Origin of the sequence: Shewanella mytili, from assembly GCF_046765975.1 — a bacterium.
In the GTDB taxonomy this organism is placed as follows: Bacteria; Pseudomonadota; Gammaproteobacteria; order Enterobacterales; family Shewanellaceae; genus Shewanella; species Shewanella mytili.
The window spans coordinates 146,894-159,673 of the sequence record NZ_JBKOUD010000006.1 but is presented as its reverse complement, the minus strand read 5'-3'; the positions used below and the strand labels follow the sequence as shown (position 1 = coordinate 159,673).

The 12,780-nt window shown below is 53.2% G+C and carries 11 protein-coding genes; 2 read left to right on the top strand and 9 right to left on the bottom strand.

What is annotated here, in order from left to right; translation table 11 throughout:
* Positions 1-148: 148 nt before the first annotated feature.
* Both ACIDEJ_RS08255 and ACIDEJ_RS08250 read left to right on the top strand, forming a co-directional pair.
* Entirely contained in the window at positions 149-2,116 is a 1,968-nt protein-coding gene (locus ACIDEJ_RS08255) for a TonB-dependent receptor plug domain-containing protein (protein ID WP_411987604.1), read from the top strand.
* A gap of 181 nt (positions 2,117-2,297) precedes the next feature.
* Positions 2,298-3,950: an ArnT family glycosyltransferase gene (locus tag ACIDEJ_RS08250; RefSeq protein ID WP_411987603.1), complete on the top strand. Its 1,653-nt coding sequence runs from the start codon at positions 2,298-2,300 to the stop codon at positions 3,948-3,950.
* 137 nt (positions 3,951-4,087) lie between these two features.
* On the opposite strand, the gene ACIDEJ_RS08245 is transcribed toward ACIDEJ_RS08250, so the two are convergent.
* From ACIDEJ_RS08245 to hflK, 9 genes are all read right to left on the bottom strand, one after another.
* The gene (locus ACIDEJ_RS08245) at positions 4,088-5,797 is read right to left on the bottom strand and encodes an FAD-dependent oxidoreductase (RefSeq protein WP_411987602.1); all 1,710 of its coding nucleotides are present in this window, start codon (positions 5,795-5,797) and stop codon (positions 4,088-4,090) included.
* A gap of 354 nt (positions 5,798-6,151) precedes the next feature.
* Positions 6,152-6,451: a DUF134 domain-containing protein gene (locus tag ACIDEJ_RS08240; protein ID WP_411987601.1), complete on the bottom strand. Its 300-nt coding sequence runs from the start codon at positions 6,449-6,451 to the stop codon at positions 6,152-6,154.
* A gap of 173 nt (positions 6,452-6,624) precedes the next feature.
* A complete protein-coding gene (locus tag ACIDEJ_RS08235) occupies positions 6,625-7,104 on the bottom strand; it encodes a ClpXP protease specificity-enhancing factor (protein ID WP_411987600.1) in 480 nt (159 codons plus the stop codon).
* Entirely contained in the window at positions 7,104-7,733 is a 630-nt protein-coding gene (gene sspA, locus ACIDEJ_RS08230) for a stringent starvation protein SspA (protein ID WP_411987599.1), read from the bottom strand. Before sspA ends, ACIDEJ_RS08235 begins: the two co-directional genes overlap by 1 nt.
* A gap of 95 nt (positions 7,734-7,828) precedes the next feature.
* Entirely contained in the window at positions 7,829-8,554 is a 726-nt protein-coding gene (locus tag ACIDEJ_RS08225; RefSeq protein WP_411987598.1) for a cytochrome c1, read from the bottom strand.
* Positions 8,551-9,765, bottom strand: coding sequence for a cytochrome b (locus ACIDEJ_RS08220; RefSeq protein ID WP_411987597.1), 1,215 nt, complete (start codon positions 9,763-9,765; stop codon positions 8,551-8,553). The genes ACIDEJ_RS08225 and ACIDEJ_RS08220 overlap by 4 nt, the downstream gene beginning before the upstream one ends.
* Entirely contained in the window at positions 9,765-10,355 is a 591-nt protein-coding gene (gene petA, locus ACIDEJ_RS08215) for a ubiquinol-cytochrome c reductase iron-sulfur subunit (protein ID WP_411987596.1), read from the bottom strand. Before petA ends, ACIDEJ_RS08220 begins: the two co-directional genes overlap by 1 nt.
* A 314-nt stretch (positions 10,356-10,669) precedes the next feature.
* On the bottom strand, positions 10,670-11,593 hold the full coding sequence (gene hflC, locus ACIDEJ_RS08210) for a protease modulator HflC (protein WP_411987595.1): 924 nt from the start codon (positions 11,591-11,593) through the stop codon (positions 10,670-10,672).
* A 3-nt stretch (positions 11,594-11,596) separates the two neighbouring features.
* Positions 11,597-12,751 carry an FtsH protease activity modulator HflK gene (gene hflK, locus ACIDEJ_RS08205; RefSeq protein WP_411987594.1) on the bottom strand — a complete coding sequence of 385 codons (1,155 nt, stop codon included), beginning with the start codon at positions 12,749-12,751 and terminating at the stop codon, positions 11,597-11,599.
* Positions 12,752-12,780 lie beyond the last annotated feature (29 nt).

Sequence of the window (12,780 nt, the reverse complement as noted above, 5' to 3'; positions counted from 1 at the left end):
CAGGTGCAACGGGCATCCTCTGATACCGCCCCGGTTTTGCACCCATTATCAACGCCTTTTCAGCCGCGCTGACAGGCAACGTTTTGCTGCCAGATTTTGGCATAACTATCGATATATAGTAAATTATATAACGGTTAACGGATTACCTATGAAACTCACAAAAATCTCATTGGCGCTTTGTCTCGCCATGACAGGCCAACAGCTGGCACACGCTGATGACAGTACCGAACGCCTCACGGTATGGGGCAGCCAGATAGCCGATACCAGCACCCATATTGACCAACAAACCATGGCGCAACTGGGTAAAACCAATGTGGCCCAGGCCTTGAGTGTCATTCCCGGCGTCTCGTTACAAAAATCCGGTAACCGCAATGAACTGCAGGTCAAGGTGCGTGGCTTTGACAGCCGCCAGGTACCGGTATTTTACGATGGCATCCCCATCTACATCCCTTATGACGGCAATCTGGACTTGGGACGTTTTCTGTCCTCCGATCTGGATACGGTAGAAGTCTCCAAAGGCTACACCTCCATGCTGCAAGGACCCAACCAGATGGGCGGCGCCATTAACCTCAGCACTCACAAGCCTGAAAAGCCACTGGAAGCCACGGTGGCTTACCACCAGGGTTTTACCCGCAATAAAAGCAATGCCTATGATGCCCACCTGGCACTGGCAATGAGTAACAAGCAAGGCTACCTGCAACTTAGCGGTAGCCGTTTGAAACAGGATTATCTGGGACTGCCCTACGGCACCGATAACCCGGTGGCCGGCAGCGACGGCAAAATGGTGAACTCTGCCGCTGATGACAAACGGGCCATAATCAAGGCCGGCATTACCCCCAATGCCAGTGACGAGTACAACGTTACCTACCTGAAACAGGACGGCTATAAACAGAATCCGCCCTATAGCGGCAACGGCAAGCAAAAATCCCATTACTGGCAATGGCCGGATTATGATAAGGAAAGTTATTACTATCAGGGCAGTACACAACTTGATGACGGGCTGACACTCAAAAGTCGCCTGTACCATGACGTGTTTGCCAACACCTTGATGATCTATAACTCCCGCATGGCGCTGGCACGGCAAAAAGGCTTTTACAGCCGTTATGATGATTTCAGCAATGGGGCGGCCTTGCAGCTCACTGCCGATGTGGCACAAGCCGATCAGCTGTCATTTGCCTTCCACTGGAAAGAGGACGTTCACCGGGAAAAAGACGCACCCGATGCCGCCTATGATCGCTATCGGGATCAAACCCTGTCGCTGGCCGGTGAATACCAATGGGCCATGGCCCCGCAATGGGATGCGGTAGCCGGCGTGAGTTATGACCGGCGCAAAAGCCTTGAAGGCATGCAGCACGAAAAAGATAACGGCATTACCCGCTATGATGACAACCGGCAACATGCTTTCAACTGGCAAGCCATGGTGAAATACCATGTCAATCCCAGCGATTCACTGGCACTGTCCCTGTCTGAACGCAGCCGATTCCCCACCCTGAAAGAGCGCTATACCACCTCCAAGCCCTCTACCGGGCAAGTGGCATTGGTCAATCCGCAACTGTCTCCTGAGCGGGCAAAAGCACTGGACATCACTTACAGCGGCCTGGTCAATGATGCCTGGAGTTATGAAGCCAGCCTCTATTACAACCGGGTGCAGGATGCCATTTTGGCCATCAATATTGATGCCAACACCCTGCAAAACCGCAACAGTGGCCGGGTGGATTACCATGGTGTGGATGTTGGCTTGAAAGGCGATGTGAGCGACATGCTGCAACTGGGGCTCAGTTACAGCTACACCCATGCCAATGTGAAACGCCAGGAGATTGGTGAAATCACCGGGCTTCCCAAACAGATGGCCAACATCTGGCTCACCTTAAGCCCCTGGGACACACTCAAGCTGACCCTGGCCCAGGAGATGCGCGCATCCAGTTACAGCAACAGCGATGGCTCCCAGCTTGCCGCAGGTTTTGCCGTCACACGCCTGCAGGCCGATTACCAATTGCTGGAACAACTCAACCTGAACCTGGCCGTGAACAATCTCTTTGATCGCCAGTATCAATACGCCGAGGGATTTCTGGAACAAGGCCGCAATTTCTGGCTAGGCATTGAATACCGACTCTGACCCATACCGGTTGTAGCACAGCAACCTGTTACCTCGTCTATCATCTGTGCAAACTTTAGCCGGTGATTACTGGTCCTGATCACCGGCTTTTTTTCCTGCAAACAGGGCCCTTAATTGTTCATCATTTGTTAACAATTAGCCGCCACCATGGGACGCACAATAACCCCAGTGCCCCCTCACCATGAATGTTAATCAGCCCAGGATAAACTCGCTTGCCAGCCTATCCCCGCCATTATTGCTACTGTTCACCCTGCTGATGGCGTTATTGCTGATAGCCACGCACATGTGGTTGCGCCCCTTGATGCCCATAGATGAAACCCGTTATGTCTCAGTTGCCTGGGAGATGTGGCGCGACAACAACTGGCTGGTGCCCCATAAAAATGGCGAAACCTATGCCCACAAACCGCCCTTGCTGTTCTGGTTGATTAACCTGTTCTGGGGCATGTTCGGCACCAATGAGCTGGCGACCAGGCTGGCAATTCCGTTGTTTGCCTGCGGCAATTTCGGCCTGCTGTACCTGCTGGCCAGACAGTACTATCCCCGCGAGGCAAATGCCGCCGGCTTTGCCCCACTTGTCTTGTTGGCTCTTGGCGGCTGGAGCTTTTACCTGCCTACCACCATGTTCGATTCATTGTTGAGCATTTTCGTCTTGTTATGGTGCCTGAGCTGTGTGTGGTTAAGCCGCTGCGGGCAAAAACGTTTCATGCTGCTGGGCGCCATTGCCATTGGCGGGGGCCTGCTCGCCAAAGGGCCGGTCATGCTGCTTTATGCCCTGCCGTTCATGCTGCTGCGCCCATGGTGGCAACACTCCCAGGCAATCCGTCACCGGCGCTTTTTCAGTCTATCGCTGATGGCCATGCTACTGGGCGTTGGCATACTTGCCTGCTGGTTGCTGCCGGCCATTGTCTCTGGCGGCGCAGCCTATGAAAATGAACTGTTGTGGAAACAAACCACGGGAAGAGTGGTGTCTGCCTTTGCCCATGCCCGGCCGTGGTACTGGTATTTGTACTGGCTGCCGGTGTTGTTACTGCCATTGCCACTAATGGGCGGCGTATGGCGCAGTCGCATTTTTCAAGGGAATAGCCATCAGGACAAGGCGCTGCTGCTGTATATCGGTATCATTGTGCTCTGCTTCAGCCTTATCAGTGGCAAGCAGCTGCACTATCTTTGTCCGCTCATGCCACTGATTGCACTGTTCATTGCCAAAAAGCTGCAAACAGCGCATTTCCAGCGAAGTTACCCTCTGGCAATAGCAAGCCTGCTGGTTATGGTGCTATTGCTCACCTTACCCCTATGGGCCGCGCAGATTTTCAAAAACCTGGCACAACCGCAAATCACTCTTTGGGCGCCGTTATTACCGCTGCTGATGCTGGGACTGTCCCTGTGGCGCTTTCGCCAGCAGCAACTGGCCGTGATGGCGCATTTCCTGGTTTTCCCCATATTGCTCACCAGCATGCTGATTGCGGTGCGCCAGCCCTTGCATGCGGCATATGATGTGAGCCACACCGCCCAATATCTGCGACAATTGCAGGATAAAGGCCACCAACTGGCATTCTGGAACAAATACGATAACCAGTTTCAGTTTTCCGGCCGCTTGCAGACCCCTCTTGCGGTGCTCAACGGTGACAAACCTGCCCGCCTGTTGTGGCTGCAACAACACCCGCAAACCATCGTGATTTACCCGGCTAAAAACCCATCTTCCGCCTTGCGCCAACAAGCCATGTACGAGCAACCTTACCGGGGACGTTTTTTATTGTTATTTGAGGCACCCACCCTGCTGGCATTGATGACGCCACCACAGGAAACATCCGTCTTTGCCAACAATCGAAAATGATTGAAGGTCAAATGGCATCAAAGGCTAAAGCGCGGCGATATTATCGCCCCATAAAAAATCACCACTTACGCGGCAACCGGCGTAAGTGGTGATTGATACGCAACACAGGCTAACAGGAGTCAGCCATGCCGCTTGGCTCAGAATTTGGCCATGACCATCTGGAAGGTTTTAAAACCACCAGTCAAGTTACGGGCCTTGAAACCATGTTGGCACAGCATGCGGTACGCCACATGGCCACGCAGCCCCACCTGACAGGCAACCAGCAGCTCTTTGTCTTTGGGCAGTTCATCCAGCCGTTGGCGCAGTTGATCCAGCGGAATGTTAAGAGCCTGTGGGAAGGCGCCAGCGTTGACCAGTTCCGGCGGATTACGCACGTCCAATATCAACTGCTCGGCACTGGGCTGGGCCACCTCTTCTGAATGGCACAGTTCCTCATCGCCATCCAGCACGTTGGTTGCCACCATGCCGGCCTGGTTCACCACATCGCGGGCAGAACCGAAAGGCGGTGCGTAGGTTAATTCCAGATCCTGCAGATCCCGCACGCTCATGCCAGCGCGCTGCGCCACGGCCAGCACATCAATGCGCTTGTCAATGCCGTCCATACCGGCCGCCTGCGCTCCGAGGATCTGCCCGGTTTTGGGATCAAACAATAATTTGAGGGTCACCGGTGTTGCGCCAGGATAATATCCGGCATGGCTGGCGGTGTGCACGTATATTTTCTCATAGGGCTGCTGCAAGCGTTTAAGGGCCTTCTCATTAAGGCCGGTGCTGGCAATGGCCAAATCAAACAGCTTGCAAATGGCGGTGCCTTGGGTGCGGGAATAGTGTTTATCCAGCCCCAGCATGTTGTCGGCGGCAATGCGCCCCTGACGGTTTGCCGGCCCGGCCAAGGGCACCAAGGCGGCAGCGCCGGTGACAAATTCCGGTGTTTCCACCGCATCACCCACCGCATAGATATCCGGATCCGAGGTGCACATGCGGCTATCAACCTTAATGCCGCCACGTTCGCCCAATGCCACCCCGGCACTGCTTGCCAGCATGGTTTCCGGTTTCACGCCCACGGCCATAATCACCATGTCCGTGGTTAATGACTGTCCGGAGGATAGCGACAGTTTCAATGTAGGCTGATGAGCGGTTGGCTGATCATAAGCACCGGTGGCTTCCGGTTCTGCCGGCAGGGCATCACAGCTGTCCACTGCGGTCAAACCGGTATTGAGGCGCAGATCCACGCCCTTGTTGAGCAGCTCACGATGCAGGATGTTGGCCATTTCCGGGTCTACCGGCGCCATCACTTGAGGCGAAAGCTCCAGCAATGAGGTGCGGATCCCGCGCTGATGCAGCGCTTCCACCATTTCCAGGCCGATAAAGCCGCCACCGACCACGGTGGCATGTTGTGGTTTCTGGGCAATCAGCGCCGCGATAATGGCATCCATGTCCGCCACATTGCGCAAAGTGAACACATGGGGATTATTGATGCCGCTAATGGGGGGTTTAACCGGAGAGGCACCGGGGCTTAGCAACAATTTATCGTAGCTTTCTTCGTAACTTTCGTCGGTCAGCAAATTTTTAATCTGTAGGGTTTTCTTGGCCGCATCCACAGACACCACTTCATTGAACACCCGTACATCCACATTGAATCGCTTTTTGAAGCTTTCGGGAGTTTGCAGCAACAGTGCGCTACGGGAGGTAATGTCGCCACCGATATGATACGGCAAACCACAGTTGGCAAATGACACAAACTCACCGCGCTCCAACATGATGATCTGTGCGGTTTCTGACATCCTACGTGCCCGCGCCGCTGCAGATGCACCCCCTGCAACCCCGCCGACAATCACTATCTTGGTCATACTTACTCCTGTTTATTACAATTGAGATCTCAGCACCGCAGGCGCTTGCCGTAACAAAAAAATACACCGGTGTCATGGGTGATGAAACCGCCAGGCCGTGGCTTTCCCTTCCGGAGTATAACGATTGAAAATAACACTTTTTCTGCGGCGTGAAATTGCCTTCTATAAGAATAAACTTATGGATTGAATGCAACCATTTTTATCACAAAACAGAAAACTCACTCCCTAAGGCGGGGTAATACTCTGTAAGAATTTATTATTACGGGAGCAAGCGAATTGACACCCCGGCATTTGTGGTGCGAATAAGTGCCGGGGCGCAGCTGCAAGAAGAGGGATTGTGGGCGAAAGGAGGGGTCAGCCGGCTGCTTTTTCCTGAGCCTCGGCCGCCATGATCAGCGCCTTGCCATGCATCAGGCAATCGCTCATTTTATAACGGGCGGACTTGACCAGGTTGGCCAGGGTCTGGCGTGACACACCCATTTCCTGAGCGGCCTGTTGCTGCTGCATCCCTTGAAAGTCCACCAAACGCATGGCTTCAAATTCGTCAGGGGCCAGATATACCCGAGGCAATTCCGTCATGGGAATGCCGTTGGGTTTAAAACAGGAATCGGCAGGTCTGCCACAAATCCTGCGGGGAATTTTTGGACGCCCCATAGCTGCTCCTAAGTCAATTTTGCAATGATGATAACAGGGTATACTGTCAACGACATGAGTAAAGCATCATATATCATCAGCATGATCCATATCGATGCCCGATGTCATTTCTCTGGTCAGCGCAATAAAAAACCAGTCGGCATGACTGGTTTTTTTATTGCTCGCGAAAGCGTTTACTTCACCAGCGTTAAATGGGGCCGTCCCTTATTCTTGCCTGATGGATGCTTGCCTGATGGCGTTTCAGCCGAGTCGCTGTCCGAGGTCAGCGCCACATCAGCATCGGTATCGTCCACCACATTGAGGAAGGATTCTTCCCCGTCTTCCAGCAAATAAGCGTCTTCCATGTCAAACACGGTACCCGCCCCGTTCTCCCGGGCATAAATGGCCACAATCGCGGCGATGGGCAACAATACCTGCTGGGGCACGCCACCAAACCGGGCGTTGAATGTCACGGCATCGTTATCCATCTGCAGGTTGCCTACTGCCGAGGCGGTAATATTCAGCACAATCTGGCCATCTTTCACGTACTGCAGCGGTACTTGGGTACCTGGCACTGTTGCATCAACCACCACGTGGGGGGTCAACTCGTTATCCATGAGCCACTCATAGTATGCACGCAACAGATAAGGACGACTGGGAGTCAAACCTTTCATCACAGGCCCATGCGCATTTCACGCTCTGCTTCGGTTAACGACGCCTTAAATGATTCACGCTCAAACACGCGGGTCATGTAAGCCTTGATCTCTTTGGAAGCTTTGCCGTCCAGCTCAATGCCCAAGGCTGGCAAACGCCACAACAGCGGGCCAAGGTAGCAGTCCGCCAAGCCAAATTCTTCGCTCATGAAGAAAGGCATTTCTGCAAAAATCGGGGCAATGGACAGGATGCTTTCCAACAGCTCTTTACGGGCGTCATCAGCGCGGTCACCGTTGCGGATGCGATCCACCAGGCTGTACCAATCCCGCTCGATACGGTGCATCATCAGGCGTGTCTGACCACGGGACACTGGATAAACCGGCATTAATGGCGGATGCGGGAAACGTTCATCCAGATATTCCATGATGATACGGCTCTCGTACAATACCAATTCCCGATCAACCAGTGTTGGCACTGAATTATAAGGATTAAGTTCTAACAGATCTTCCGGCAGATCATTCGGGTCAACCTGCAAAACATCCACTGTCACCCCTTTTTCAGCCAGCACGATACGGACCTGATGGCTATAGAGATCGTCAGCCCCGGAAAACAGGGTCATAATAGAGCGTTTATTGGCAGCGACAGCCATTGATACCCTCCAGAATCGAAAAAAACAAATGCAAACGAGGGGCAAAGCCCCCCGTTTACATTATGCGGATGATGTATTCTACCTTGTAACTGCCGTTAGTGCACATCTTTCCAATATTCTTTCTTCAGCAACCACACCAAAAGCAGGAAGAACAGCAAAAATGCCATCACCCACTGTCCAATGGCTTGGCGTTGCTGTTTCATGGGTTCGGCCGTGTAAGTCAAATAACTGATAAGGTCCCGAACCAGGCGATCATATTCCTCGGGGCTGAGCTGCCCGCCTTGGGCCATTTGCACCCCGGTTACCTGCGCTTTGGGTTTGTCCTTTCCCTTGTCCATCGTGATGAGGGGTTCGGCAATGCCCTGCAAATCTTCCAACACATGGGGCATGGTGGTGTAAGGAGACTGCAGGTTGTTGACCCCAAAGGGACGTTTGGCATCCCGGTAAAAACCGTGCAGGAAACGGTACAGCCAAGCCTCCCCCCGCACCCTTGCCACCAAGGTTAAATCCGGAGGCGCCATGCCGAACCAGCGGGCGGCTTCCTTCTTGGACATGGCGTTTTCCATCAACTCAAACGGTTTGGCACCGGTCATGATATAGGCGTTCATCTGTGCCGCGGAGATCTGCAAGTCAGTGGCCACCTGGTTATAGCGTTGGTAATGGGTACTGTGGCAACTGGCGCAGTGACGCTGAAATGCCGCCAAACCACGTTGCATGGCAGGCAGCTCAGCCTGCCCCAAATCCGCCGGTAAGGGTGGCATTCCCTCTTCTGCCTGCAACAGGGCAGAAAACAGCAACAGCAAACTCAGCACATACCTCATTTGAAAGTCACCCTGTTTGGTAGCGGTTTGGTCGGTTCGTTTTTGCTATAAAGCCACAGCGCGATGAAAAAGCCAAAGTATCCCACCGTCAAGAGGCGTGCGAGCGCTTTAAGCACAGCGGTTTCCTGCATCAGTCCGATAACGCCCAGCGCAATGAAACAGCCGGCAAACTGCAACAGATTCACTTTGTGCCACCAGCTCCGGTAGCGGATGGATTTGACTTTGCAGCGATCCAGCCACGGCATCAAAAACAGTACTGCCACGGCCATGGCCATGACCACCATTCCCCCCAATTTATCCGGGATGGCCCGTAACATGGCGTAAAACGGGGTGAAATACCAAACAGGCGTAATGTGATCCGGCGTATTCAAGGGATCTGCCGCCGCAAAATTCTGATTTTCCAACAACAACCCGCCGCCTTGGGGCATGAAAAAGATCAGGTAACAGAAGATCAGCAGGAACACGGTAATACCCAGTAAATCCTTGACGGTGTAATAGGGATGAAACGGAATGCCATCCAGCGGCCAGCCGTCATCATCTTTTTGCTTTTTGATTTCAATGCCATCGGGGTTATTGGAGCCGACTTCATGCAGCGCAATCAGGTGCAAAAACACCAAAACCACCAAAATGAGGGGCAACCCAATGGCATGCAACGCAAAAAAACGGTTCAGCGTGGCACCGGAAACAATGTAATCGCCACGGATCCATAATGCCAAATCATCGCCAATGACAGGAATGGCACCAAAAAGCGAGATAATCACCTGGGCACCCCAGTAGGACATCTGTCCCCATGGCAACAGATAGCCCATAAAGGCTTCCATCATCAGCACCAGAAAGATCACCATGCCGAACACCCATAGCAGTTCCCTGGGTTTCTGATAGGAGCCGTATAACAGGCCGCGGAACATGTGCAGGTACACCACGAAGAAAAACGCCGAGGCGCCGGTGGAGTGCATGTAACGCAGCAGCCAGCCGTATTGCACATCGCGCATGATGTACTCGATGGATGCAAAAGCCCCTTCCACGGTGGGCACATAACTCATGGTCAGCCAAATGCCGGTGAGCAGCTGATTGACCAGCACCAGCAGCGACAAAGAGCCGAAAAGATACCAGAAATTGAAGTTTTTGGGCGCCGGATACTGCCCGATATGCCGTTTGTAAGTGGCACTGACCGGCAAACGCTCATCCAGCCATTGTAAGAGTTTGTGCATTAGCCCGTTTCCTCATCAACACCAATCAGTACCCGGTTATCATCCAGATAACGGTGCGGTGGGATCACCAGATTCAGCGGCGCGGGTTGTCCCTGAAATACCCGCCCGGCCATATCAAACCCGGAGGCATGACAGGGGCAGAAAAAGCCGGCTTCGACGCCATCCATCTCGTCAGAGAAGCCATCCCGCACATACGTGGGCGAGCAGCCAAGATGAGTGCAAATGCCCACGGCAATAAAAATCTCCGGCTTGATGGAGCGGGTGGCGTTGGTGGCATACTTGGGTTGCTGCGGCTCCTGGGAATCCGGGTCCCGCAAGCGCTCATCATGCTTCCCCAGCGCCGCGAGCATGGCCGGGGTGCGACGTACCACCCAAATGGGTTTACCGCGCCATTCCACCCGGATCATCTGTCCGGGTTCCAGCTTGCTGATATTGACTTCTATGGGCAAGCCGGCGGCTTTTACCCGCAAAGTGGGATTCCAGGATTTAATAAAGGGAATGGATGCGGCAGCAAGCCCTGCACCACCTACCGCAACGGTGGTGATAGCCAGGAACCGACGGCGGCCGCTATCTGCTGTTGCATCACTCATCCTGTATCTCCACAACGACTATCACTACAACGATTTGGCATTACATCACATTTTGGGCAGTAATTGTTGTTTGCTCACACCCTGGAGGCAAACCTGGGGCGCATTATAAAAAAAATCTCGGGCAGATCATAATAAATACGTCAATTGCATGATTCGCCGGTAACGACCATATTCTCATGGCGTTTATGGGCGCTGGCAAACGCCGTGTCATCCCCGGTTGCCAGCGGATGCCCATGGTGGCGAGGGGGAAACTGCACCCTTTAAAAAAACAAAACCCGGCATTCACCGGGTTTTGCATCATCAAGCCACAAGGCTTAATTGGTTTCTCTTTTCATGTACTGGAAGAAATCACTGTCAGGTGCCAGTACCATCACATCCGATTTACCGTTAAAGCTTGCCCGGTAAGCATCCAGGCTACGCAAGAAACGGTAAAACTCAGGATCTTTCTGGTAAGCATCCGCATAGATTTTGGCGGCTAGGGCATCCCCTTCACCACGCACCACCTGGCCCTGACGACGGGCATTGGACAAGGTCACCACCACGTTGGCATCGGTACGGGCACGGATTTTTTCCGCTTCCTCTTTACCTCTGGCGCGATGCTCCTTGGCAACGGCCTGACGTTCTGCCCGCATCCGCTGATAGATGCTGTTGCTGACGTTGGCTGGAAGGTTAATCTGTTTTACCCGCACATCAACCACTTCAATGCCCAAGTCTTCAGCACTTTTTGCAGCATTGAGCAATGCCTGGCGTTGCAGCTCGTCACGGGTACTGCCTTCCCCCTGACGACTGGCGTCTTCGCTGACACCCGAGACAATCTCCTTGATGGTGCGCTTACCGAACTCAGTACGCAGATCACTGTTGATTTTGCGTTGCAGCAAGGCTTCGGCATTGGACTTGATACCACCATTGGTGGCCAGGTAATACATTTCAAAGTCCTTGATGCGCCACTTCACGTAAGAGTCAACCATCAGGTCTTTTTTCTCGGAGGTGACAAAGCGGTCGGCAGCGCCATCAAGGGTTTGGATACGCGCATCCAGATAACGGATTTTGTCAATCATCGGCACTTTGAGATGCAGCCCTGGTGCATACACCCGAGTGATCATCTCGCCATCCACGTTATCTTTGAGCACTTCACCAAAGCGGGAAACAATCGCCCGTTCGCCTTCGTTCACCACCATCAGTGAGGACAATACAATCCCGATACAAAAAGCAGCAATCACTAATAAAAATCGGCTCATGGATTACTCCCTCCCCTGACGTGTACGATCTTCGCGGGGAAGCCGTCCTGAAATGCTTGTATCACTGTTACCGGCGTTTAACGACTTCATGCCGAAGCTGGTGACCGGATCCTTGTCCGTACCGTTGTGGCCGTTCAGTGCAGCATCCGATGCCTGGTTGCCGGATAACAGCTTATCCAGCGGCAGATACATCAAGTTGCCGTTGTTTTTCACATCCACCAGTACCTTGTTGGTGTGGCTGTAAACATCCTGCATGGCATCCAGATACAAACGGTTACGGGTCACTTCCGGTGCCTGTTTGTATTCTGGCAACAGTTTTTCAAAACGGGCCACGGCACCTTCGGCATCCTGAACCACCTGTTCCTTGTATGCACGGGCATCTTCGCTAATGCGCTGTACCTGACCTCGGGCCTTGGGTTCAATCTCCCGTTCATACGCTTCTGCCTGACGGATGTAGGTCTGTTCATCTTCCTGGGCGGCAATGGCATCATCAAAAGCTTCTTTCACTTCTTCTGGTGGCCGTGCGGGCAGGAAGTTCACATCCACAATGGTCAGCCCAAGGTTGTAAGTCTGGATAATCCGTTCAATTTCAGCCCAGGTGTCATCACGGATCTGTGCCCGGCCGGTGGTCAGGATGTCATCCATGTTGGAATGTCCCACCACATAGCGCAGCGCACTGTCGGTCGCTTCACTCAGGCTGGCGCGAGGGTCCACGGCACTGAACAGGTACTGGTAGGCATCCGTCACTTTATACTGTACGTCCAGCTCAACCTGCACCACGTTTTCGTCACCGGTCAGCATGCTGCCTGAGGCAGGAATGGCGCGCACGGATGAGATATCCACCGGCATGACCCGATCAATAAAGGTCGCTTTCCAGTGCAAGCCCGGGCCCACATCACCAATGTGCTGCCCAAAGCGCAGTACTACGCCACGCTCGGCTTCCTTGATGGTATAGAAACCGGAAAATGCCCATACCGCCAACGCAATTGCCAGGACAATCACCACCGCACCGATACTGAAACCGGCACCGCCGCCTTTGCCACCGAATCGTTTGGACAGATTACGGAACACTTCGTCCATATCTGGCGGTCCTTTGTCATTGCCGCCCTTATTTCCCCAAGGGTCATTGCCCTTGTTACCGGGCTCATTCCAAGCCATTTAATACTCCGTTATAGGATGAATTAAAG